The organism is Rhizobium sp. Root483D2 (genome assembly GCF_001426685.1).
GTDB classification, from domain to species: domain Bacteria; phylum Pseudomonadota; class Alphaproteobacteria; order Rhizobiales; family Rhizobiaceae; genus Pararhizobium; species Pararhizobium qamdonense.
Genome location: NZ_LMFB01000003.1, coordinates 104,779 through 127,527, shown reverse-complemented (window position 1 = coordinate 127,527; position 22,749 = coordinate 104,779). Strand labels below are relative to the sequence as shown.

The window sequence follows — 22,749 nt, the reverse complement described above, 5'->3', positions numbered from 1 at the left end:
TCGCCGCCGTCAAATTGGCAGCAGTAAGAATTTGGATCAGATCGTTATGAGTCCACGGCCTAGTCGGAAACAATCGATTTACCCGGTCGTCATCCATTTTGCCCTGGGAACCGCACTCAGCAGTGTTTTCGTGTACGGATGGCAGGGAGACGCGAACAGGGCTTGCGTTTCATTCTGTTCGACGACCCTTCCGTTCTGCATGACAAGAACGCGATCCGCAAACTCGCGCACAATTGGTAGGTCATGGGTGATGAAGAGATAGGACAAGCCGAGGCGCTGCCGCAGCTCGCTCAGCAGCTCGATCACCTGCATCTGGATGGAGACGTCCAGTGCCGACACAGCTTCATCGCACACGATCAGCTCAGGATCGCTGGCGAGTGCCCTTGCGATGGCGATGCGTTGCCTCTGGCCACCGGAAAATTGGTGGGGATGACGGTCGGCGTGCTCCGCCTTCAATCCAACAAGCTCCAGCAATTCGATCACACGATCATTCCAGCGCTCACGTGGCAGGATGTCCCTGTGGATTACCAGAGGTTCCGAGACTATTGCCCGGACATTCATCCGCGGGTTCATGGAGCCGAACGGGTCCTGGAACACCATCTGGACGCGCCGGCGAAAACCGTTAAGCGCCTTGCCTTCAAGTTTGAAGATATCCTCGCCAGCAAACAGCGCCCTGCCCGAGGTCGGATCGTTCAGCCGCAGAAGCATACGCGCAATGCTGGACTTTCCCGATCCGGATTCACCTACAATCCCGAGCGTTTCCCCGCGGCGCAGCACGAAGCTGACATCATCAACCGCCTTGAACTCCCGCTTTGGTGAGAAGAAGCCGGAGGTCAGCATGTAGTGCTTGCTCAGGCTCTCAACCTGCAACAGGACGTCGCCATCCGGCTGCGGACGCAACTTACGATCCGCCGAGCCACCATGCGGGACCGCCGCCATCAGTCGGCGGGTATAGACGTGTGTCGGATTGGTGAAGACGTCTTCGGCCTTGCCGCTTTCGACTACCTTGCCCCCATTCACGACGATGATACGGTCTGCCATGGCCGCCGCCACCTCAAGATCATGGGTGATCATGATCAGCGCCATGCCGGTTTCCCGCTGAAGGTCGCACAGCAATTCAAGGATCTGTGCCTGGACACTGACGTCGAGTGCTGTCGTTGGTTCGTCGGCGATCAGGATATCCGGTTTCAGCGCAATCGCCATGGCGATCATCACGCGCTGACGCTGGCCGCCGGAGAACTGGTGGGGATAATGGTCAATCCGCTTATCCGGCTCGGGAATACCAACCCGCTGCATGAGCCTGACCACCTTGTCACGCGCCACTCTGCTGCCATGGCTCTCGAATACCTCGGCAATCTGCCGGCCGACAGTGTAGACCGGATTGAGATAGGCAAGGGGATCCTGGAAGATCATGGCGATCCGCCGGCCGTTCAACGCACGCCGTCCCTCTTCATCGAGGCGCGCCATGTCAGTGCCGTCAAACACAATCGAGCCGGAGACGATATCACCCGGCGGGCAGTCGATCAGCCCCATCACCGCTCCGGTACTGACGCTCTTGCCGGATCCGCTCTCGCCGAGGATGACCAGCGTCTCACCCGGGCAGACATGGAAGGAGATGTTGTCCACGGCACGCACCGGGTCACCTTCGGAAAGAAAGTCCACCGTGAGGTTGTCGATCCGGAGAATGGATGTGTCGGTTCCGGTCATTTTGGAGCCTTTCGCAGCGATTGCAGACGCCAGCGCTGGAGAGGGTCGGCAACGGTCCGGGCCCAGCTGGCGAGGATGTTCAGCGAGAGGGTCGTCAACAGGATGGCCAGACCGGGCCAGAAGGCAATCCACCAGGCCGATGCCAGATAGCCACGGCCGTTGGCGACCATCGCACCCCAGGTGAAATCCGGAGGCTGAATGCCAAGGCCAAGGAAGCTCAGGGACGATTCGGCCAGGATGACGGTTGCGAAATCGATGGCAGCAATTGTGACCAGGGTCGGAAGAACGAGCGGCGCGATATGCCGGAACAGGATACGGCTGGAGCTTGCGCCCATAGACAGTGCGGCGCTGACAAACATCCGCTCCCGCAGTTCGAGCACCTCCGCTCGTGCCGTTCGGATGAAGATGGGCATGCGCGTGATGGCAAGCACGACGACAAGATTACTCATGCTGGGCCCGAGCGTATAGAGCACGATGAGCGCAAGAAGCAGCGAGGGAAAGCTCATGATGACGTCTGCAAGGCGCAGGATGACATGACTGTAGCAGCGCTCGGAATAACCGGCGACGAGGCCAAGCGTGCCACCGACGAGCATCGAGAAAAACACGGCAGCTGCGGCGATGCCGAGCGTGTTCTGCGCCCCGACGATCAGACGTGCCAGGATCGGCCGGCCAAGTGTATCCGCACCAAGGACGTAGATTAGTCCCTGCTCGAGCGAAAAGGGTGCCAGGTTGCGCTGCCTCAGGCCGAGTTTGCTGGCTGCTTCGCCGACAAGCAGTGGTCCGAATAGCACGCAGACAATAAGCAGGAACAGAAACAGTGCCGCACAAAACGCGAGTTTGTCGCGTCTGAGATAGATTGAGAGCTGGCGGAGATTTCCCGGCGACTTTGCGGAAAATATCGTCACGTCGACCATTGTAGATTTCCTCAGTAGCGAATGCGCGGGTCGAGAGCGACATAGAGAAGATCGATCGCGATGTTGACGATGAAGATGGCGATGGCGGTCACGAGGATCGTCGATTGCACGACGGCGAAGTCGCGCTGAATGATCGAGTCAATCATCAGCTTGCCGATGCCCGGCCAGCCGAAGATGGTTTCCACAACGACCGCGCCATTGATCAAGCCCGTCGTCAGGTCTCCGGCAACAGTGATAACCGGCAACAGCGAGTTCCGCAGCGCGTGGCCGAAGATGATCCGGCGTCGCTTCATGCCCTTGGCATGAGCCGTCTTGATGTAGGGAGCGGAAAGCGCCGAAATCATCGTCCCGCGAACCACCTGCACCAGCAGACCGAACGGGCGAAGCATCAGGACTGTGATCGGCATAATCCAATGGAGTGCTGTGCCTGTGCCCGATGTCGGCAGCATGCCAAGCCCGACGGCGAAGACGAGAATACCGACGATCGCGATCCAGAAATCCGGCGTGCTGGCGCCAGCCAACGATACGAGACCGGCGACACGGTCGAACATGCTCCCTGGCCGGGCCGCAGCCAGCGCGCCCACAATCACAGCGAGGATTACGGATAGACTGATAGCGATGGCGGCAAGCTTGAGGGTGGCGGGGAACGCCTCGAGCGCCACCTCTATCGCCGAACGGTTCTGGCGAAGTGATTGGCCGAAATCCAGGGACAGGAGATTCTGTAGATAGTGCAGGAACTGCATGTGGATCGGTTGATCCAGACCATTCAGCCGTGCGAAGGCTTCGCGGGCTTCGATGCTCGAATCCAGTGGCAGATAGAGCGCCGATGGATCACCGGTCAAACGTGTGAGGAAAAAGACGAGCGTGAGCAGGCCGATCACCGAGATCATGCTGTGATACGCCCGCCGGCCAATATAGCCAAACATCATGCGAAGCCTCTGGATTCATCTGGAGAGCGGACGAACGCGAGAAGCAGATCGCGCGTTCGCCTGGCATCGAAGTCTCAGTTCTTGAGGCCAATATTGACAAGAGGGATTTCACTGTTGGTAGTGATATCCGGCTTCCAGTCCAGCCGGGTGCCCACCCGCGTATAACCAATCATGTGAAACATCGGAATGTCCACTGCAAGCTCACTGTGAACTTTGGAAAAGATCGCCTTGAACTTTGCCGTCCGGTCTTCGCCGGTCGCTGCCATGGCGTCTGCTACTTCCTTGTCGAGCACAGCATTGCTCATGGTCGAATAGCTGCCGGCCGAGCTATAGAAAATCGGGATGGTGAAAGCAGCGTCGCCCTTGTTGTTGTCATGCATCATCTGCAAAAGGTTGGGACCGCGGCCTTCGGGGAATGGCTTTTGCAGATATCGCAGCCAGTCGTTGACGTCGAGCATCGTGAGTTTCACGTTCAGGCCGACATCCTGCCACATCGCCATCATGGCTTCCATGGCTTCCGACCCGTTCGGGTAGATGCCATTGCGGCCGATCAGTTCGATCTCAGTATCAACCGGAACACCAGCGGCCTTGGCTTCGGCGATAAGCGTACGGGCCTGCTCAGCGTCAAACGTCCAAGCTGCCAGCGCATCGTCATGACCGTTGATCCCTTTGACGACCATCTGTGAGGCACGCTGCGCGTCGTCGCCGAACAGTTGCGCAAGCCCTTCCCAGTCGATGGCAAGGTTGAGTGCCTTGCGGATGCGGACGTCATCGAGCGGGGCGAAACCCGCATCGATGCGGATAGCTGTTGTTTCGGAGTTCAGATATGCGAAATCCGTGGCCGGATTGGTTGCATCCTGAATGGCGATGGATGGCGTCAGATCTGCCTCTCCAGTCTCGACCATGGCAGCGCGGATCGAGGATTCGGGACGCCAGACATAGCTGGCTTTTGTGATGTCGGGTTTCTTGCCCCAGTAGCCGTCAAAGGATTCGAGCACGACGGTCTGTGGGGTAAAACTCGAAAGCTTGAAAGGTCCGGTGCCAATTGGATCATTCACAGCCTTGTCCGGCGGCGTATTGGGCGACACGACCATGATCACGCTGAGAAGCGTCGGCAGAATGGGTTGGGCCGTGTCAGACTTGATTTCGACCGTGAGGTCATCAATTGCGGTGACGGTCAGTTTGGCATCGCCGAATTTGGCAATGTTGCTGCAGGTCACTTTACCGCTCGTCATGCGCTCGATGGAAAATTTTACAGCCAGGGCGTTGAAGGCAGCGCCATCCTGGAAATTCACGCCTTCGCGCAGTTTGAATTGCCACGTATTCGGATCGGTCTGCGTCCACTCTGTGGCAAGGCCTGCTACCGCCTGGCCGCTGGTGGGATCAATGATCGTGAGTGGCTCAACGACGTTGCGGCTCAAAATCTGACCGACATTTGTGATAATCGTGCCGCACGGCTCGAGGTTTGCCGGCTGCTCCGGCAAAACGATGTTGATTTCTGCGGCATTGAGCACTGCGCCTGAACCGGTCCAGCCAACGACTGCCATCGCTCCTGCGATGATGCGAGTAGACGTCCTTTTCATAAGATTCCTCCCAAAATGAACTATGAAGATATCGTGGGACAGGCGCCATCCTCCTGGCGCCGATCCCGCTTGCCTGCTCAGCCGCGCGCAGCCGTAATCAAATCGCGCAACATTTCCCGTTCCTCGCCATCGAGGTCCACGAGCGGTGGACGCACGGGACCAGGTCCGTATCCGACGAGATCGACGCCCGCCTTGATGATCGAAACCGGGTATCCCGCCTTGCGGTCGCGCAAAGCGGCGAACGGGAAGAAGAAGGTGTGAAGGATCAGCTCCATGGTAGTCCTGTCATTGGCGCGCATTGCCCGATAGAAACGCTGCGCCAGTTCCGGGACGAAATTGAAGACTGCGGAGGAGTAGGTGGTAACCCCGACCCCGTTGAAACCTTCCGCGAAGAGTTCATGCGTCGGCATGCCGCCGATGTAGCAAAGGCGATCGCCGAGCTTGGCTGTGACGTGGCGCACAAGATCTACTTTGCCGGTCCCGTCCTTGAAGCCGATGAGATTTGGGCAGGCGTCAGCAAGGCGCGCCACAGTATCGGCAGTGGCGACCGAATTGGCGCGATTGTAGAGAATGACGCCAAGGCCGGTAGCATCGCAAACTGCCTTTACATGTGCGAAAATCCCATCCTGCGGAGCCTCAGTCAGATAATGCGGCAGAAGCAGGAGACCATCTGCGCCGGCTCCTTCGACAACCCTTGCTGTTTCATGAGCAAGCGACATGCCATAGCCGCACCCGGCAATGATCGGAACCTCACCAGAGACGTCCTTTGCCGCGCGGGTAACTTCTCCGACTTCGGCGGGCGACAGCGAAAAGAATTCACCAGTGCCCCCAGCTGCGAAAAGGGCAGCGGCCCCAAAACCCGAAAGCCACTCTACATGCCGACGATAACTGTCCAGGTTGAGCTGGTAGTCCGACGTAAAATGGGTGACCGGAAAAGACAGGAGTCCCGAACCGACACGCGACTTGATTTCTTCAGGCGACAATGAATTTCCTCCCAGCAGACTGCGCTTGCAACAAGGAAATTCATATGATGACTTTAAAGATGAGTCAACCAACTTCATTCTCTTTTTGATCCTGCCTCCAGGATGTCAGCGAACGATAGCGCTTGATGCCTGTAACGAGATGCCGGCGCATTGCCTCACGCGAGAGATCCGGATCCCGCGCCATGATCGCCTCGGCGATATCCCGATGTTCGCGAAGGATCGGCTCATCCCTGCTGGGTAGAGGATCCACCCCGCCCATCACCGTGCGAAACTTTACGCGCGGGATCATGCGTCTGCCGATATGCTCAAGAAATGCGCGGAATCGTCCATTGTTCGTTGCCGCAGCGATCGCCATATGGAACTGGAAGTCGGCTTCGTCGGTCGGCTTCCCTTGCGCTACAAGGCTTTGAAATAGATCGACCTGAGACTGGATTTCGACCTCCTGCGCTGGCGAGCTTCTAACTGCAGCCAGCGCTGCGGCCTCTACTTCAATCCCAATTCGAAGTTCCAGCTCTTCTATAATGTCCGAAATCTTGTTGGTTTCGCTGGTGAACAAACGCAGGCCAGGGTCTGCCTGACGCGGCCCGATCACGAACACGCCCGAACCATGCCGGGATTCGACCAAGCCGTCGGCGCGCAATGCAGCGATCGCCTCGCGCACCACCGTCCGACTGAAACCGAACTTGTCGATCAGCGCCGGCTCGGTCGGCAGCTTATCGCCCGGCGCATAGTAGCCGGCCTCGATCTGCCCTTTTATCGCCTCTGCTACCTGAACATATAGGGAGGGGCGACCGCCCATTTTTTTCGTCTTTGGCATTGATCCGCCCTGTTCGCTCTTGTCACAGTCATCATATGACATTGCCTTGTGCCTGCCATATCATCTTATGGGATTGGTTGAAAATCGTATAGGGGTAGCAGGCGAAAAAGCGGCAACTTGAGAAGCGCGGACCTGTCATCGAAACCTCGGGCTGCATCGACTGGAAGCTGAAAGAAATTAGCCGGCACATGGTTTTCGGCAAAGACGGTGGTAAGTGATTAACATTGGTGAGTAGTACGCCGGGACTCCTACGTTAGCTTCAACCGCCTTGAAGGGGCTTGAACCCGCGACCCTGTTGTCAGCGGCTGTGCTGGCATTTATATTTTGCTAGTTGGGCAACAAGGGTCTCTCTAAATACGCCCGCTTACGGCCCGAAGCGGGCGTTCGCCCTGCGTGTGACACCAACGCCTTCGCTGGATCATCCGGCCTTGGAGGATAGTCATGGACATGGTTACGCTGGATTACTTCCGAGAGCCGGGCCCGCATTCCACGGCGAAGAGGAATAAGGTCGGGCTGGCAGGCGCTCCAACGGACATCGCCGACCTAGCCGCCTGGATTCAGGGAAGAATGCTTCACGAACACTGGGCGTCGAGATATGGCCAAGAGTTGACCCCGGAGCGCCGTGAACTTTCGCAAAAGAGATCGGTGGACGCCGTGCTGGACGGCCTCCTTGCGGGGGGCAATTCACCACGTCCTGCTGCGGGCCGCGCGGTTGGTGTCTGCAGCCATTTCTCGCTGCTCGCGGTGTCAGCCTTGCGAGCGAACGGCCGTGCGGCCAGGTCGCGGTGCGGTTTCGGCACTTATTTCGCTCCCGACAAGGCGATCGACCACTGGGTGGTGGAGGTCTGGAATGGTGATCGCTGGCGGATGGTCGATTTTCAGATCGATGACTTTCAGCGTGCAGAACTGGGGCTGGTCTTCGACACTCTCGACTTGCCGTCGGGTGAGTTCCTGCTGGCCGCCCAGGCCTGGCAACTCTGCCGGCGTGGCGAGGACGACCCCAATCGCTTTGGCATCTTCGATGAAGGCGGCCTCTGGTTCATCGCCTCAAATATGATCCGTGACCTCGCCAGCCTGAACAAGGTCGAGATGCTGCCGTGGGACGACTGGGGGGCGATGCCATCGCCAGACGCAGAGATCAGCACCGAGGAACTGCGACGCTTCGATCATTTGGCGGAGGTCCTGCTCGACCCCGACCGTCATAGGGAAGAGCTCCGTTTACTCTATGGCGCTCCAGGGTTTGGCATGCCTGGAAAGGTCTTCAATGCTGCCAGGCAGGTTCGTGAGACGGTCTCGGTCGCGCAGTAGCTACTCGAAGCTCGTCGGCTGAAGTTCAGCATGCTTGGGTACTATGCGACCGCTAATCCAGTGACCGCTGTTGGCGCGAAGCCGTCGTGAATACAGAGTGTATCGGACCAGCGCCTGACAGCCGTCTTCGCCTTGACAGGAACCGAACCGGCGAAAGGTGGGTCAGATAGCTTAAGTGTCTGACAAGACTTACTTCGTGGGATAACGCTTATTTATGGAACTCGGTCGTCAGGTTTATTCGGTCTGTCCTCGAACACAGCGCGACCAGATCGCGGAAGATATAAAGCGAGATCATACAGCGCCATGGAGTTTCACGGCCCTGAATACCGTTTCCGTCAACGGCCCATCCGGAAGACCGCGTCGAACTCCTCTTGGTTCGGATCGACAAAGCGGTCGTCGAGGACTAGATCCAGCACGGCCGATCCGCTTCCACCCTATCGCCGGGAACTCCGGTTCAACGGACAGGGTCATACCTGGCGCCTCCCTTGCCGCGCATCATCAGGATGTTCCAATCACAATCTCCACGAGATTGGGCTGGCCCGATGACAAACCGCGATGGACCGCCGGCGCTATCACGTCTGCCGATGCCACACGCTGAGAAGTCACGCCGAACGCCTGAGCAAGGGCCGCGAAGTCGATGGGCGGGTCGGTCAGTTCCATGCCAGCAATGGTTGAATTGCCGCCTTTCTCGTACCCCTGGGCGACGGAATATCGCTTGAGAATATTGTACTCGGCATTGTTCATGATCACGAACGTGACCGGAACGCGCAACCTGGCAGCCGTCCAAAGAGCTTGTGGGGCATAAAGGGCAGAACCGTCTCCCACAAGCGCGACGACGGGAGAACGGTCCGTCCCAAGAGAAACTCCCACCGCAGCGGGCAAACCCCATCCGAGAATTGCGCTTCGCATGAACAGGTAGCGGCGGACGGGGGTCTGCTCAAGAAACGCTCTTACATGCATCATGGTGGCTGGTGCCTCATCCACCAGGATGACGTCATTGCTGAGTACGCTCAGCACCTCGCCGGCGGCAACGAGCGGTGGGATGGGTGTTCGTTGTCTTTCCTCCGCAAGTCGCGCCGTTAGCGATGCCGTCCGCTTCTCTCGCTCGACCGCAGCAAAAGCGAGAACGGCGCCTACGGCCTTTTTATGATCCCGGGTTGCGTCGGTAAGGTACGGCAGAAGAGCCGTCAGCGATGCTTTCAGGTTGCCGATGCAGGCAAGTTCTGTCTGATAAGTCCGCCCGGCTTCGGAACCATCGTGGGTAAGTTGAAAGATCTTGCAGCTTTTTGGTACAGCGGGCCCCTGACTGTAAAGGTAAGAAATAAAGGGATTGTCGCCCACCACCAGCACCGCCTCCAGACCGGACAGGAGAACGTGCATGTCCGTAGCGGTTGTCGGCAGGTTTCCCTTCCAGAGAGGATGGACCGCGGGGAACGACATGCTGCCGGGCCAGGAAGGTCCGTAGACCGGAGAGCCGAGAACTTCCACCAGTTCGATAAGCTCCGAATTCGCCTCGCAAGCATCAACCTCGTCTGTTGAGATCACTGCTAGCCGGCCCGGCTGGAAGACCGCCAAGGCCGTGGCCAGGTCCTTTAGCCCGCCTGCGACAGCCGTTCGGTTTATTTTGGAGGACGATCCCGCGGTGGCCGAAGTATCTCCGGTCAGGACATCAATAGGCAGTGAGAGAAAGACCGGGCCGAAGGGCGGTGTCATCGTTGCTTGCAGACCTCGCCTGACAAGCGGTGGGACTTGATCAGGATGGAGGACTTCCCTCGCCCACTTGACTGCCGGCCCCGCCATTCCGAGCGCGTCTCCATAGAGAAGAGGGTCACTGAAACTGTGCCTGGTGTCCTGCTGCCCCACGGTGACCAGCATAGGCGTCTTGGCAATCTTGGAGTGCAAAAGAGCGCCCATGGCGTGCCCGAGACCTCCCGCGGTATGGAGGTTGACGAAAGCAGGTCTACCACCTGCTTTGGCGTAACCATCAGCCATCGCCACGACAGCTGTTTCTTGAAGACCAAGTATGTACTGGATTTCGGGAAACTGCCGGAGCGCGTGCATGATCGGCATTTCGGTCGTTCCGGGATTACCAAATATGTACTTGATTCCGGCGTCGCTGAGCACCTCCAAGAGTAATTGGGATCCTGTGGTCATTCCATGCTCCTGATTATCAAATGCCTGCGTCGAGCGAGACGCCAATGACGTCACGATCCCATTCCATCGTGCCCATTGACACGTGATCAACACGGTTTTCCGAAATGACCCTCTGACGCTGGTCAGTCGCGAATGGTCTGCGCGAAGCCGCTAGCGTCGGGGCCGCGGAAGCGCAGGCGCTTCGTCCGAAGGCGGCGCCTTACGCAAGGTCGCTCACGCCCTTGCCTCTCAACGCTGGCTGTTAACTGGCCGAGCGAAGCGATAGGCACGGAAAAACACCGTCTCGGCGAAATCGCCTCGAGCTGCCGCCAGCCAACCGAGAATGAGACATCGAAGCTGGCTTATTCGCATCTGATCCAACAAGCTATGCGGTAATGCTGCCCACCGGCATCAGTGCCCAGTGGTCAGCGTCTCCGGGAACGGAATGAACTCGGCCTTGTCATCCGGCGGCAGGCGGAAGCGGCCATGTTCGAAATCGCCCTTGATCCAGGCTTCCCGCGCGGCTTCCAGCTTTTCCTTCGAGGAGGCGACAAAGTTCCAGGCGATGTAACGCGGCCCATTCATCGTCTCGCCGCCGAGCAGCATGAGACGGGCGCCCGCCTCGCCGGCCGTGACGGTGATGGGATCGCCCGGACGGAATACCATCATCCGGCCGGCCAAATATTCCTCGCCGGCGATCAGCACGGAGCCCTGCGTGACGTAAAGGCCGCGGTCCTCGTGGTTATCGGGTAGCGGCAGCTTTGCGCCGGCTTCCAGCACCGCATCGGCATAGAACATCTCGGAAAAGGTTTTCACCGGCGCGCGTTCGCCCCAGGCGTTGCCGAGGATGAGGCGCACTTCCTTGCCCTCGCCAGTGAGGAACGGCAGGTCGTCGGCGCCCTGGTGTTCGAAGCTTGCCGGTTTATCCTCGTCGGCTTCCGGCAGCGCGACCCAGGTCTGGATGCCGAACAGCGAATGGCGTTTCGCGCGGGTCTCGGGGCTCGTGCGCTCGGAATGGGTGACGCCGTTGCCGGCGACCATCCAGTTCACCTCGCCCGGATAGATCATCTGGTTGGTGCCGAGGCTGTCGCGGTGCTGGAACTCGCCCTGGTAGAGATAGGTGACGGTGGCAAGGCCGATATGGGGATGCGGGCGCACGTCGATGCCGCCTTCATGCAGGAATTCGGCCGGTCCCATCTGGTCGAAGAAGATGAAGGGGCCGACCATCTGGCGCTCCGGCGCCGGCAACGCGCGGCGCACCTCGAAGCCGCCGAGATCACGAGCGCGGGGCACGATCAGCATCTCGATATCCTCGACCGTGCCAGCCTCGGGACATTGCGGTTCAATACCGGGCATCCAGCTCATGGTTTTTTCTCCTCGTTGGACTGTTTGAAGGTCGGCTCCAGATTGGAGCCGGCCGCTTTCGTTCACCTTATCCCCGATCGGCGAGGAAGGCAGCAATGGCGTCTATCTCCGGCTGGCGCACCTCATGCGCGCCATCGTGCAGGATAAGGTCGACTGCGGCCCCCTCACCTTTCAGATAGGCGGCAAGCCTTTCCGTCAGCGGCAGCGGGCAGATCGGATCGCGCCTGCCGGCGGTGATCAGGATCTTTCGGCCGGCGATGGCAGCATTGGGCGCAGGCGTCCAAGGGATCAGCGGATGCATCAGCACTGCGCGCTCGAACAGGTCCGGCGCCTCGAAGAGCACGGCTGCCAAGATGTTCGCGCCGTTGGAATAGCCTAGGCCGTAGATCGGCGTCTCGGGGTTTTCGGCCTTATGGGCGCGGATAAACTCCGTCATCTTCTTTGTACGCAGTGAAAGGTCCGCCATGTCGTACACCCCTTCCCCCGTTCGGTGGAAGAAGCGGTTTGCGCCATGTTCGGAAACGTCGCCCCGCGGCGAGACGGTGCCGGCTGCGGGCAGGATCTGGTGCACCAGGCCGGTAAACTGGTGTTCGTCGCCGCCGGTACCGTGAAATGTGAAGACCAGCGGCGCGCCGGCTTCCGGCGCCCTGACGAAATGGTGATAGGCGTCGCGGGACATGTTGGTCTCCCTGAAAAAAAGAGGAGGCCGCCAGCTGCATGGTGCCGGCGGCGGGAACGCAAATTAGTCGACGATAGGCGGCAGGATATCTTCAATCTGCACGCGCTGATGGTCGTACTGGCGCGGCAGCTTCAGCGCCTCGCCGAGATGGGCGGCGTCCTCGTCACGGTTGAAGCCCGGCTCGTTGGTCGCCACTTCGAACAGCACGCCACCCGGCGTGCGGAAGTAGATCGCCCAGAAGTAATCGCGGTCAATAACCGGGGTGACCTGGTAGCCGGTGTCCATCAGCGCCCTGCGCACCTCCTCCTGCGCTGCGCGGTTTTCCACCGCGAAGGCGACGTGGTGCACGGAGCCGGCTCCCTCGCGGGCCGAGGGCGCACCGGGCAGTACCTCGAGATCAATGAAATTGGCGCCATTACCGTTTTTGACAGAAAAACGGGATAATGCCCCGCGACGGTCGATTTCCTCATATCCCATAAACCGCAGGAGTTCGCCGGTGGCGCCGCCATCCCGCAGCCGCATGGTCACGCTATGGAAGCCGTGCACGCCGTCATCGACTGGCACAGTTCCCCCGGCAAACGGCACTCGTTTGTCGCCATCGACCTCTGTCAGCGCGAAGCCGTCGCCATCGGGGCCGACAAAGCGCAGGCGCTTTTCCCCGAAGGTGTCGTCTTCCGTGACAACGCCCACGACCTTGTCGGCGAAGCGATGCTTCCAGTAGCCGAGCGAACCCTTCGGCACAGAAAACACTGTCTCGGAGACTTCGCCGGCGCCGCGTCCGCCCCTGGCAATATGTTGAAAGGGGAAATAGGTCATGACTGTGCCGGCAGAGCCTGTCTCGTCACCATAATAAAGGTGGTAGACATTAGGTGCGTCGAAGTTAACGGTTTTCTTGACGCGGCGTAGACCGAGTGTCCTAGTGAAGAAATTGTTGTTTTCCTGCGCGTCCGCTGCAAGGGATGTAACATGATGCAGGCCTCTGATCTGGTTAAGCACAATGTTGCCCTCGCTCTCGGTGTGTGGATGAGAAAGAAATACCCGTCGCTGGCCTTCAGTATAAGATCTATAATTTTGAATAGTTCGTTGATCATTTCGCAATAATCCTTGGTTTGCACCCAAGCGATCAAGTCGCGACGGTTGTGAAATGGACCGCGACCAATGGTGTCGCACCGTACGTGAGATCCATCTCTGACTGTGATTTCTGGTGCAGTCCAACGGCTACGGCCTAACGCTGGGCGCAATTTTGCCGTGCTGGCCATAGCAGAACGACACTTTGCATCGGTCCCCGGCGTTGCGCCAAATTGCCCCGATTGCGTTCCGGCTCCCACTGTAGCGAGCTCGATAATTGCAGAAGCGACAATCCATAATGCTGTTTTTTTTGCATTATCGGATATTCCGATATCGATTAACAAAACACCGTGCGCTTAGCGCGGCGAAAGAGCGCGAGAAGCTGAGTCTACACTCAGGTTGATATATTTTGACAACAAGAGGAGAAAACTGTGCCCACACTCTACTATGCAGTTGGAGCATGTTCGCTGGCCCCCCATATCACTCTCGAATGGATCGGCGAACCCTACGAAACTGTGAAGGTGGGGTATGGCTCCGAGGAACTTCTCGCGGTCAATCAAGCGGGTGCAGTTCCCACCTATCGCGACGACGACGGATGGGTTCTCACTCAGGCAGGCGCAATCCTGGAGTACTTGGCACACAAACACCCTGCTGCAGGACTCGCCGGCGGCGACAGCTTGCGCCAGAAGGCGGAGGCACACCGTTGGTCAGCCTTTCTGACTTCCGACGTTCATGCTGCCTTCTGGCCCGTCTTCATGCCCTATCGGTACACGACTGACACAAGCGATGCGGCGAAGCAGGCCGTGGTCGGCGCGGGACACCAGCTCGTAGCAAAGCAGTTTTCGGTGCTCGAACGACACCTTACCGGTCGTGAGTATATGCTCGACAGCGGTCGTTCCGTCATTGATGCCTATGCGTTTCCAATGATCCGGTGGGCGATCAAACTGCTGCCGGGTGGGCTTAGGGATTATCCTAATGTGCAGCTTTTACATGACAGGATTGCGGCCGATGGCGCAGTGCAGAAGGTGCTGGAGCGCGAGGCGAACGCCTGACCGCAGAGGGAGTGATGGAGATGTCTGTCGTTCTTTGACTTCTGATCAAATCATCGGTCACTGTCAAACCGTTCGAAGCTGTCATCTTCCTTCGTACCCCCCCTCTGACCTTCAGCTAGCTCAAAACAAACCGAGAAATTTCATTTTGCCTACACGGCGTTGCCCTACTGACGGCGGCCGTCGTCAACGACTGTCTGTCTGAAGGGCAAAAAGTCGCCGGTCCCGGGCATGATACGACGGCACGCCGGAAGAGGTCATCCCGAGCACTCTAACGATATTCCCAAAGGGAGAAGTATGGATCACCGAGTTGTTATCATAGGTGCCGGCATTACCGGGACTGCTTTGGCCCGGGCCCTAAGCGAAAGGAATATTGATCATCTCGTTCTGGAGAAACGTAAAGCTGCCAGCGACGATGGCCTCGCAATAAACCTCCCGGGTAATGCAATTGCGGCGCTCGACCGACTGGGGCTGGCAGACCAGGTATCGCGCGTTGGTACACCCATCCGCCGCCGCGAGTACCGGGCATCGTCAGGGCGCCTTCTGTTTCATGTCGATGAGGACGCTTTCTGGGGGGAGGCAATGCGACCGCGTGCTATGTTGCGCAGAGACTTACTTTCTATTCTTGGTAGCAGCTCAAGTGAATTGTCGGTCTTGCGCGGATGCGGCGTTGCCTCGCTGGAGCAACGAGAGGAGGGGATCGTCGCTTCGCTGGAAGATGGCCGTCAGGTAGAAGCCGAACTTGTAGTCGGAGCTGACGGTGTGTACTCGACAACACGTGGCGCGATGCTGCCGGGCGACCACCAAAGAGCATCGCTGATCGGCAACGCAAGCTGGCGCTTCATGGTACCAAACCCGGGAGTGGAGTGCTGGACCGTATTTGCGTCCGCAGATGCGGTATTCCTCTTGATACCATTGGACAAGGACGAAGCCTATGCCTGGGCAATGCCCCGACAAACAGTGGACGTGCGTGACCCGGCGGATCTCTTGGTCGCTTTCGCGCGCTTCCCTGCTATTGTCCGTGAGGCGATAAGCGGCGCACTGGCGCACCCGGGAAAAATGCATCACTCGCCCCTTTTTGACATACGTCTGTCTCGATGGTCGAGCGGCCGCATTGTTCTGGCTGGCGATGCTGCACACGCCATGGCACCGGTCTGGGCACAGGGCGCGGCGCTTGGTCTCGAAGATGCGCTGGTTCTTGCCGAAGAACTTGCCAACTCCACCAACTGGACCGAGGCGATCCAGAGATACGAGACACGAAGAAGGGCACGCGCCAATCACGTCCAGGCGGCTACAGACCGTATGTCTCGTGCCGCAGGTTTGCCGGAATGGCTGCGTGCCGCAATTATCCCCTTCATCGGACCCCGTGGCTATGCTTCCACATACAACCCATTGAAGATATGGCCATGACCTGAGGCGGGAAGTGCCGCGTATAGTGGCGGCTGTTCTGAGGTGTGACAGTACAAAACCTGGTTAGAACGTCGCAGCCGACGTAGAACAGATTTCCCGATCGTGTCAGTGCGGAATGGTCCCGGTGCAGACTCAATGTCATCGAACGCGACGGGAAGTAATCTATAGTCAAAGAACTTTAAATGGCCTAACGACAAGGCTTGGTTCATCGACAGACACCCTTCGCCGACCTGTCATTCTTGGCGATCGGCTTATCGGGGTTTTACCGGGTTTGTTTATCTCGACCAATTCTCTCGGCGACCATAGCCTGCAAAGCCCAGAGATTTCTGTCATAAATCCCCCTCAATCCCAAATCGACGACTGTATTGTAGAGATACTCGGCACAGGAGCCCGCCGGTCCGCAGGCTTGTGCAAGAAGGATTGCAACCTCAGCAAGAGCAAGTTTTTTGGTCAGGAGAGAGCTTTTCGAACTTGCCCAGAACGCAAGAGCACGTTGTGTACCGGCGGGTGTCTTAACCGGTATCCAGCGCACCATGCTGCTAACTTCGGCATACTTGATTTCTCTCAAAAGCAGTGCACGAAGGTCTTTCGACTTTGTAGAGCACGGTAATTTAAGGACCAGGCCCGAACAGCTTCCGCCGCGTTCGAGCGCCATCATCAAACCTGGCGATCGACTGTTTGCTCTGAACCTTTTTATCCTCAACGAGAATGCGCGGTGCCACCCATAAGCGACGGCTCTTGCTTGCGATGCCACCAGAAAACCTGGATTCCATATCAGTGAGCCGTAGGCGAATACCCAAATCGGCTGGTCGCCTGCCTCGCGCTCCAACCGTTCCACAAGATGATCCAGCTGTTCCTCGGTAATTGGGTGCCATCCCGGTTCGGGGCCTTCGTCATCGACTGCAATCATCGTTTGGGCGACGAGCTCAGGCGTGAGGCTCAACCTCTTTTGCTTCGGCGCCCTTTGCGACATTGTGCAACTCCCTGGCCTGCCCGGAGGGCGACGGACAAGTCAGCCTTGCCCGTCAACTGCTTTCTTCGTCGCAACAGAAATCAGGTTGCCGGTCGGTCAATCACTGCACGGAAGGCAATTTCGACAAGCTGGTCGGGCCGTGCTAGCGCAGAGACTCCAACAATGCTGCTTGCGCACTGCGAAATCGCTGCCCCGTACATCTCCTTACGGACTTTGGCCGCCGCGGCGAAACCTTCAGCCATATCCATCACGAATACGGTCTCTTCAACCACATCATCAAGTGTCGCTCCGAACTCGGCAAGGAGCGCTATCGCGTTCTTATAGGATTGGCGGATCTGAGGTTCCATCTGCGAATAGCCTATTGGCTTTCCTGCCTTATCCAACTCCGCAGGCGCGATGAAATTCCCTTCGCTGTCATGGCTCAGTTGCCCTGAGATGTAAATCGTATCCTTGACCTGAACTGCTTGCACGTAGCCGTAGGCGTTTTCCCATGGAACACCAAAGCTTGCGGTTTTGCGGATGAGAGTGTTTGTCATAGTCGTCTCCTTAAACAGGGGGCATCCCTGTGGTTGGTGGGGTTTATGTTATTGGCGGGATTGCCCGTTCCGGCTTTCGCGCCATTTTCTCCTCCACGGCCATTCGCCATCGATCTCGGCCTCGAGAGAGAAACTCAAAAATGTTCGGATGAGAACGACAAGGCCAAGAAGCCCGACGCTGTCCCAGGTAAGGGGAGACGTGATGGTCGCGATGATGTCTGCCCCGATAAGGATCTCCAGCCCGAGCAAGATCGCGCGGCCAAGATTTGCCCTGCATCGCAAATAAGCACTCGCAGCGGACGTCGTGCAGCTGTCCTTGAGGTAGATAACCGATGCGACGACGACACCGACGATTATGACTGCGACACCGAAGAACTCGAGGCCGACGGCCAACGGCCTCAGGATCGGGGCGATAAGGTTCAGGTTGCCTGCATGGTCTGACAGTTCTGCCATCAATTACCTCCATCCGGAACATCCCGATCATGGCCGCGACAACCGCGTTCCTGAACACATCTCATGATGCACCAGACGGTCTGATAGTGAGGAAATGCCGCACGACCGGCTTTGAGGGACCAACATGGTACGCCAGCACCTTGCCTTGCAGGTCAGCATCCGCTTGAGAGACCCGCTTGTGTTGTCTCAAGTGTTCGGCCCAGGATTCCACCATGAACCATTCCACGATCTTGTTCGGATCGGCGGAGTCTTCAGTGACACCCCAGCCATACGCACCATCGCGACGGCGCTCCCAGGACAGTTCGTGGATCGCATGCAGGAAGGCGGCGCGGCTGACCTGTTCCACGCTGTACTCGATCAGGATAAGAACAGGTCCGCGATCGTGGGGGACAGGCTCCGCGACAAGCGGCTCGGGCCAATGATTGGAAGGCACCATATCGGCGTCACCGGCCGGCAGTTTCATGCGATGCATAACAGAGCCGGCCAGCAGCAGTCCCGCCGCTCCGATCAGCAACGTGCCCTGGATACCCGCCAGTTCACCAACCGCACCCCAGCCAAGACTGCCCGCTGTCATCGCCCCATTGAACACTGTTAGATAGACAGCCAGGCCGCGACCACGCACCCAGTTTGGCAGGACCGCCTGGGCGGTTGCGTTGAGCGTCGTCAGCGCACTTATCCAGGCTCCGCCGAGGAACAGGAGAGCGACAATCGCAATCCATTTTGGCGGGGCAAACGACAGGACACCCATGACGATCGCAGTGACGATCGCAGCGGCAAGCAACAGTCCATCGGCATTCAACTGTTCACGCAGCTTCGGCATGACGAAAGCGCCACCGATTGCACCCGCTCCCACCGCACCGAGCAAAATGCCATAGAAACCCGCATCCCCACCCAGCAGTTGTCGTGCAACGAGTGGAAGAAGGGCCCAGACGGCGCTGGCGAAGACAAAGAAGATTGCGGCACGCAACAGCACGATGTGCAGTGGCCTGCTCGCCCGGGTATAACGAACACCGGCTCGAAATGCACCGAGAAAGTTCTCCTGCAGTGCATCGTTAGAAGCCTTGGCCCTCGGCCACCAGGCCAGCGCTGCGATGACGACAAGATAACTCGCGACATCTACACCATAGGTAAAGGCTGCACCAAACGCCGCAAGCAGCAGACCGCCGGCCGCCGGACCGATCGATCGGGCAATGTTGATGCCCAGCGAATTTAATGCGACGGCACTTTTGACCTCTTCCCGCGGAACGAGTTCCGGGACGATCGCCTGCCAGGTTGGCCCCATAAGCGCAGCGCCGATGCCACCAATAAAAGTCAGGCCAATCAGCGAGCTCATCGAGAGCATTCCAGTATGGGCAAGAGCCATCAAGGTCAGACTCACCGAGGCAAGCAGGATCTGAACGGCGATCAGAAACTTGCGGCGGTCAAGGATATCGGTCAGTACGCCGGCCGGAATTGCGAGAAGGAAGACAGGCAGCGTGCCGGCGGCCTGAACCATTGCAACAGCCGCAGGCGAGGCAGAGAGATCCGTCATGAGCCACGAACTTGCCACGTCGCGCATGAAGCTTCCGGTATTGCCCAGCACTGTCGCAGCCCAGAGAACCGCGAACACCGGTTGGGCTAAAGGAGCAAAAGTGCCTCCCGCAGATTTCTTTGCACCGCTCATGGACGTTCATCTTTCGTGAGATCGATTGCGGCAACAATGACGAAAGCACCTGCAAGTCCGAGATGCTCAAAAAACGCATTCATCGCCTGTGTTTGTCCCATGCCAGGCGCCATATCCCAGAAGCGGAGAGCAATCAGCGTTGCAAGAAGGGTGAAGCCTGCTAGCGCCAGCGCGCCTGCCCAACGCAGGAAGCCGGATATCACCATCGCAGAAGCCATGATTTCGAACACGATAACGACCACCGCAAAAAACGCTGCAGGGTGAAGACCAAAATGATCCATCTCCGCCAAAGCCGCATTGAAGTCGATGATCTTGGTGAGAGCTCCCTGGACATAGGCTGCGCAGAGCGCGACGAGTGCGGTTGTTTGTGCCGCGCGGGACGTCGCAATTCGAACCAGTCGGACGCTCCGTCGCGTCGGGAATGAGGAATGGCTTTCCATGTCTGCCCTCGTGGGTTAGCTGACCGGGCCTGGCGGAATCTGTGTCGTCAGCTGCAGGAGAATCTGGTTGGAGATAAACGGCCAAAAACTGGATATGGAGCTGCGTTTTGGCTGCGGTAAAAAGGGTGATCGATAGGCAGCAGTGATAGCCACCTATCGATCCGCGGGAGGTGTCACACTGCCCAACAAGAGCAGCCAAGCGCACCAAAGAAGCCTTTCAGGTCAGCGATAGGCAACTTTGATGTCCATGCTCCAGCGTGATCATGTCCATGGACGCCGCAATCGCTGGCGCAGCCGCATGTGGAGATTGCCGTGCGCCGCAGAGAACGGGCACCCGCGCCTTCCGGTTCGCCCCAGGCCGCGTAGCCGCCGAACTTGCGCACCGGCGACCAATCAGGCATCGCGGGTGGAAGTTCGTTCTCGTCGAGCGCCTTGAAGTCACCGGCCCCATATACGATCTTGCCGCCGACGATGGTGAGTTCCGAGGTCAGGAACGAGATCTCGTCCTCGGCGCAGGCAAAGAAATCCTTGTCGGGCACCACCAGATCAGCGAACTGACCTTTTTCGATACGGCCTTTTTTGCCCTCCTCGTTCGAAAACCAGGTAACCTTTTCCGTCCACATCCGAAGTGCTGTTTCGCGATCGAGGCAGTTGGCGCGCGGATAAAGCTGCATGCCGCCAACAGTCTTGCCGGTCACCATCCACGAGAGTGAGACCCAGGGATTGTAGGAAGCAACTCGTGTTGCATCAGTACCGGCGGACACGTTCACGCCCTTGTCCAGCATCTTCCGGATGGGCGGTGTCGCCTCAGCGACGCCGTGGCCATAACGCTCAACAAAATATTCGCCCTGATAGGCCATGCGGTGCTGTGTAGCTATACCACCACCGAGAGCCGCGATGCGATCTATAGAGCGATCCGAAATAGTTTCGGCATGGTCGAAAAACCAGTTCAGTCCTTCGAGCGGTATGTCCTTGTTGACTTTCTCGAAGACATCCAGCGCACGCGTGATGGTCTCGTCATAGGTGGCGTGCATCCGCCACGGCCAACGGTTTTCCGCCAGCACACGCACCACTTCTTCGAGCTCGCCATCCATCTCGGGAGCCATCTCCGGCCGCGGCTGGCGAAAGTCCTCGAAGTCAGCAGCAGAGAAGACGAGCATTTCACCTGCACCGTTGTGGCGGAAATAGTCGTTGCCTTGCTTGTATTTGACCGACGACGTCCAGTTGAGGAAGTCTTCTTTCTCTTCCTTCGGCTTCTGTGTGAACAGATTGTAGGCCAGGCGCACCGTCATCTGGTTCTCGTCAGAAAGCTTCTGGATCACCTCGTAGTCGTCGGGATAATTTTGGGAGCCGCCGCCCGCATCGATGACGCCGGTGATACCCAGACGGTTCAGTTCGCGCATGAAATGGCGGGTCGAGTTGACCTGGTAATCAAGCGGAAGCTTCGGCCCCTTGCCAAGCGTCGAATAAAGAATGCCGGCATTCGGCGTGGCCAGCAGCAGGCCCGTCGGGTTGCCATTGGTATCGCGAGTGATCTCGCCACCCGGTGGGTTCGGCGTGTCGCGCGTGTACCCCACAGCGCGCAGTGCTGCACCGTTCAAAAGCGCGCGGTCATAGAGGTGCAGCAAGAAGACGGGTGTATCGGGCGCGATGGCATTGATCTCCTCGATCGTCGGGAGACGCTTTTCTGCGAACTGGTGTTCGGTGAAGCCACCTACAACGCGCACCCACTGCGGTGCCGGAGTAATCGCCACCTGCCGCTTGAGCATATCCATTGCATCGGCCAGCGATCGAACACCGTCCCAGCGTAGCTCCATATTGTAGTTCAGGCCGCCGCGCACGACATGGGTGTGGTTGTCGATTAGTCCCGGCAAGACGCGCTTGCCCCTCAGGTCAATAATCTTCGTTTCCGGTCCGGCCAGTGCCATGATTTCGGCATCTGAGCCGACTTCAAGGAACAGTCCGTCCTTGATAGCGACTGCCGATGCGTTTGGATTACCGCGGTCGAGCGTTGTCAGACGGCCATTGTGAAGTATCGTATCAGGTTGCATGATGGAAGCTCCGGTTTTCACAGGATCGGCAGCACGAGCCGCCGAAAAAAGCGAGGGAAAGGCAAGGCTTGAAGCTGCGCCGAGAAGCGTTCTTCGCGTGGGCATCAACTTTCCTCCTTTGCGGATGGCGGTTGCCGGATAGCAACGTCGACGCTGCCATTACCGCCTTTGGGCAGATCGCCGAACATGTGAGGTTTGATGTGATTAATCCACGAAACCGCCGCGGTCTCTTTGCGCCAGATCGTTTTTGCAAGTGGGAAGACTTGTTCACCAATGAGAATGCCGAGAAGGCCCACAAGCGCTACGACCGGCGGCGCCGGCGAACGGACACCGAGCAGGCTGTAAACAATGCCCACGAGTAAACCGGCACCTAGAGACAGAAGATAGATTTTCATAGAAACCTCCTCGACCAGCGGTAACCGCTCCGATTTGGGTTCATCGGAGCAGTTTGATCAGGCCTTACTTGGCTGGGTTGGGTCCGATACGCTTGCCGTGCTTGACGCGCTCTTCGGCGCCATGGACCATGGTGTACGCGTAGTCGACACCGATGCCGTAGGCACCGGAATGTTCTTTCACGACTGCCATCACGGCATTATAGGTTTCCTTGTGCGCCCAGTCGCGCTGCCATTCGAGCAGAACCTGCTGCCAGGTCACCGGGATCACACCAGCCTGCACCATGCGATCCATC

Annotated in this window: 20 protein-coding genes and 1 pseudogene; 3 read left to right on the top strand and 18 right to left on the bottom strand. The window is 58.2% G+C overall.

Annotated elements, in window-relative coordinates; translation table 11 throughout:
- Positions 1 to 78 precede the first annotated feature (78 nt).
- The 6 genes from ASD32_RS02745 to ASD32_RS02720 form a co-directional block, all read right to left on the bottom strand.
- Entirely contained in the window at positions 79 to 1,707 is a 1,629-nt protein-coding gene (locus ASD32_RS02745; RefSeq protein ID WP_060636373.1) for an ABC transporter ATP-binding protein, read from the bottom strand.
- Positions 1,704 to 2,621: an ABC transporter permease gene (locus ASD32_RS02740; RefSeq protein ID WP_060636372.1), complete on the bottom strand. Its 918-nt coding sequence runs from the start codon at positions 2,619 to 2,621 to the stop codon at positions 1,704 to 1,706. The genes ASD32_RS02745 and ASD32_RS02740 overlap by 4 nt, the downstream gene beginning before the upstream one ends.
- 11 nt (positions 2,622 to 2,632) lie before the next feature.
- Positions 2,633 to 3,547, bottom strand: coding sequence for an ABC transporter permease (locus ASD32_RS02735; RefSeq protein ID WP_060636378.1), 915 nt, complete (start codon positions 3,545 to 3,547; stop codon positions 2,633 to 2,635).
- A gap of 77 nt (positions 3,548 to 3,624) precedes the next feature.
- Positions 3,625 to 5,034: an ABC transporter substrate-binding protein gene (locus ASD32_RS02730; RefSeq protein WP_244490081.1), complete on the bottom strand. Its 1,410-nt coding sequence runs from the start codon at positions 5,032 to 5,034 to the stop codon at positions 3,625 to 3,627.
- 176 nt (positions 5,035 to 5,210) lie between these two features.
- Positions 5,211 to 6,116 (bottom strand): 5-dehydro-4-deoxyglucarate dehydratase, encoded by a 906-nt coding sequence (kdgD, locus tag ASD32_RS02725; RefSeq protein WP_060636370.1) that lies wholly within the window; start codon positions 6,114 to 6,116, stop codon positions 5,211 to 5,213.
- Between the two features lie 64 nt (positions 6,117 to 6,180).
- Complete coding sequence (locus ASD32_RS02720; RefSeq protein ID WP_060636369.1) at positions 6,181 to 6,933, bottom strand: FadR/GntR family transcriptional regulator; 753 nt, start codon at positions 6,931 to 6,933, stop codon at positions 6,181 to 6,183.
- Between the two features lie 441 nt (positions 6,934 to 7,374).
- Here ASD32_RS02720 and ASD32_RS02715 point away from each other — a divergent pair, with 441 nt between their 5' ends.
- Positions 7,375 to 8,241: a transglutaminase-like domain-containing protein gene (locus ASD32_RS02715; protein WP_060636368.1), complete on the top strand. Its 867-nt coding sequence runs from the start codon at positions 7,375 to 7,377 to the stop codon at positions 8,239 to 8,241.
- Between the two features lie 498 nt (positions 8,242 to 8,739).
- On the opposite strand, the gene ASD32_RS02710 is transcribed toward ASD32_RS02715, so the two are convergent.
- The 4 genes from ASD32_RS02710 to ASD32_RS02695 form a co-directional block, all read right to left on the bottom strand.
- Positions 8,740 to 10,395, bottom strand: coding sequence for a thiamine pyrophosphate-binding protein (locus ASD32_RS02710; protein WP_060636367.1), 1,656 nt, complete (start codon positions 10,393 to 10,395; stop codon positions 8,740 to 8,742).
- Positions 10,396 to 10,785: 390 nt separating this feature from the next.
- The gene (locus ASD32_RS02705; RefSeq protein WP_060636366.1) at positions 10,786 to 11,739 is read right to left on the bottom strand and encodes a pirin family protein; all 954 of its coding nucleotides are present in this window, start codon (positions 11,737 to 11,739) and stop codon (positions 10,786 to 10,788) included.
- Between the two features lie 67 nt (positions 11,740 to 11,806).
- Positions 11,807 to 12,418: an alpha/beta hydrolase gene (locus ASD32_RS02700; RefSeq protein ID WP_060636365.1), complete on the bottom strand. Its 612-nt coding sequence runs from the start codon at positions 12,416 to 12,418 to the stop codon at positions 11,807 to 11,809.
- Positions 12,419 to 12,481: 63 nt separating this feature from the next.
- Positions 12,482 to 13,414 carry a ring-cleaving dioxygenase gene (locus tag ASD32_RS02695; protein WP_060636364.1) on the bottom strand — a complete coding sequence of 311 codons (933 nt, stop codon included), beginning with the start codon at positions 13,412 to 13,414 and terminating at the stop codon, positions 12,482 to 12,484.
- A gap of 503 nt (positions 13,415 to 13,917) precedes the next feature.
- On the opposite strand from ASD32_RS02695, the gene ASD32_RS02690 reads away from it, so the two are divergent.
- Entirely contained in the window at positions 13,918 to 14,538 is a 621-nt protein-coding gene (locus ASD32_RS02690; RefSeq protein ID WP_060636363.1) for a glutathione S-transferase family protein, read from the top strand.
- Positions 14,539 to 14,832: 294 nt separating this feature from the next.
- The gene (locus ASD32_RS02685) at positions 14,833 to 15,945 is read left to right on the top strand and encodes an FAD-dependent monooxygenase (RefSeq protein WP_060636362.1); all 1,113 of its coding nucleotides are present in this window, start codon (positions 14,833 to 14,835) and stop codon (positions 15,943 to 15,945) included.
- 262 nt (positions 15,946 to 16,207) lie between these two features.
- Here the strand turns inward: ASD32_RS02685 and ASD32_RS02680 are convergent, their stop codons facing one another.
- The 8 genes and pseudogenes from ASD32_RS02680 to ASD32_RS30560 all read right to left on the bottom strand — a co-directional run.
- Positions 16,208 to 16,918 (bottom strand): gamma-glutamylcyclotransferase, encoded by a 711-nt coding sequence (locus ASD32_RS02680; protein ID WP_060636361.1) that lies wholly within the window; start codon positions 16,916 to 16,918, stop codon positions 16,208 to 16,210.
- Positions 16,919 to 16,998: 80 nt separating this feature from the next.
- The gene (locus ASD32_RS02675) at positions 16,999 to 17,454 is read right to left on the bottom strand and encodes a RidA family protein (protein WP_060636360.1); all 456 of its coding nucleotides are present in this window, start codon (positions 17,452 to 17,454) and stop codon (positions 16,999 to 17,001) included.
- A gap of 48 nt (positions 17,455 to 17,502) precedes the next feature.
- Positions 17,503 to 17,907, bottom strand: coding sequence for a DUF1622 domain-containing protein (locus ASD32_RS02670; protein WP_060636359.1), 405 nt, complete (start codon positions 17,905 to 17,907; stop codon positions 17,503 to 17,505).
- 61 nt (positions 17,908 to 17,968) lie between these two features.
- The gene (locus ASD32_RS02665) at positions 17,969 to 19,570 is read right to left on the bottom strand and encodes an MFS transporter (protein WP_060636358.1); all 1,602 of its coding nucleotides are present in this window, start codon (positions 19,568 to 19,570) and stop codon (positions 17,969 to 17,971) included.
- Positions 19,567 to 20,010, bottom strand: a complete 444-nt coding sequence (locus ASD32_RS02660; RefSeq protein WP_060636357.1) for a DoxX family protein — start codon at positions 20,008 to 20,010, stop codon at positions 19,567 to 19,569. The genes ASD32_RS02665 and ASD32_RS02660 overlap by 4 nt, the downstream gene beginning before the upstream one ends.
- A gap of 173 nt (positions 20,011 to 20,183) precedes the next feature.
- Positions 20,184 to 22,166, bottom strand: coding sequence for an amidohydrolase (locus ASD32_RS02655; protein ID WP_060636356.1), 1,983 nt, complete (start codon positions 22,164 to 22,166; stop codon positions 20,184 to 20,186).
- Positions 22,166 to 22,456, bottom strand: coding sequence for a XapX domain-containing protein (locus tag ASD32_RS02650; protein WP_060636355.1), 291 nt, complete (start codon positions 22,454 to 22,456; stop codon positions 22,166 to 22,168). Before ASD32_RS02650 ends, ASD32_RS02655 begins: the two co-directional genes overlap by 1 nt.
- A 64-nt stretch (positions 22,457 to 22,520) precedes the next feature.
- A pseudogene (locus ASD32_RS30560) lies at positions 22,521 to 22,749 on the bottom strand (hydrolase); the annotation flags it as partial.

Coding starts and splice junctions, on each gene's coding strand:
- ASD32_RS02745 (WP_060636373.1), bottom strand. CDS start 1,707: ATGACCGGAACCGACACATCCATTCTCCGGATCGACAACCTCACGGTG.
- ASD32_RS02740 (WP_060636372.1), bottom strand. CDS start 2,621: ATGGTCGACGTGACGATATTTTCCGCAAAGTCGCCGGGAAATCTCCGC.
- ASD32_RS02735 (WP_060636378.1), bottom strand. CDS start 3,547: ATGTTTGGCTATATTGGCCGGCGGGCGTATCACAGCATGATCTCGGTG.
- ASD32_RS02720 (WP_060636369.1), bottom strand. CDS start 6,933: ATGCCAAAGACGAAAAAAATGGGCGGTCGCCCCTCCCTATATGTTCAG.
- ASD32_RS02715 (WP_060636368.1), top strand. CDS start 7,375: ATGGACATGGTTACGCTGGATTACTTCCGAGAGCCGGGCCCGCATTCC.
- ASD32_RS02710 (WP_060636367.1), bottom strand. CDS start 10,395: ATGACCACAGGATCCCAATTACTCTTGGAGGTGCTCAGCGACGCCGGA.
- ASD32_RS02705 (WP_060636366.1), bottom strand. CDS start 11,739: ATGAGCTGGATGCCCGGTATTGAACCGCAATGTCCCGAGGCTGGCACG.
- ASD32_RS02700 (WP_060636365.1), bottom strand. CDS start 12,418: ATGTCCCGCGACGCCTATCACCATTTCGTCAGGGCGCCGGAAGCCGGC.
- ASD32_RS02685 (WP_060636362.1), top strand. CDS start 14,833: ATGGATCACCGAGTTGTTATCATAGGTGCCGGCATTACCGGGACTGCT.
- ASD32_RS02680 (WP_060636361.1), bottom strand. CDS start 16,918: ATGTCGCAAAGGGCGCCGAAGCAAAAGAGGTTGAGCCTCACGCCTGAG.
- ASD32_RS02675 (WP_060636360.1), bottom strand. CDS start 17,454: ATGACAAACACTCTCATCCGCAAAACCGCAAGCTTTGGTGTTCCATGG.
- ASD32_RS02670 (WP_060636359.1), bottom strand. CDS start 17,907: ATGGCAGAACTGTCAGACCATGCAGGCAACCTGAACCTTATCGCCCCG.
- ASD32_RS02665 (WP_060636358.1), bottom strand. CDS start 19,570: ATGAGCGGTGCAAAGAAATCTGCGGGAGGCACTTTTGCTCCTTTAGCC.
- ASD32_RS02660 (WP_060636357.1), bottom strand. CDS start 20,010: ATGGAAAGCCATTCCTCATTCCCGACGCGACGGAGCGTCCGACTGGTT.
- ASD32_RS02655 (WP_060636356.1), bottom strand. CDS start 22,166: ATGCCCACGCGAAGAACGCTTCTCGGCGCAGCTTCAAGCCTTGCCTTT.
- ASD32_RS02650 (WP_060636355.1), bottom strand. CDS start 22,456: ATGAAAATCTATCTTCTGTCTCTAGGTGCCGGTTTACTCGTGGGCATT.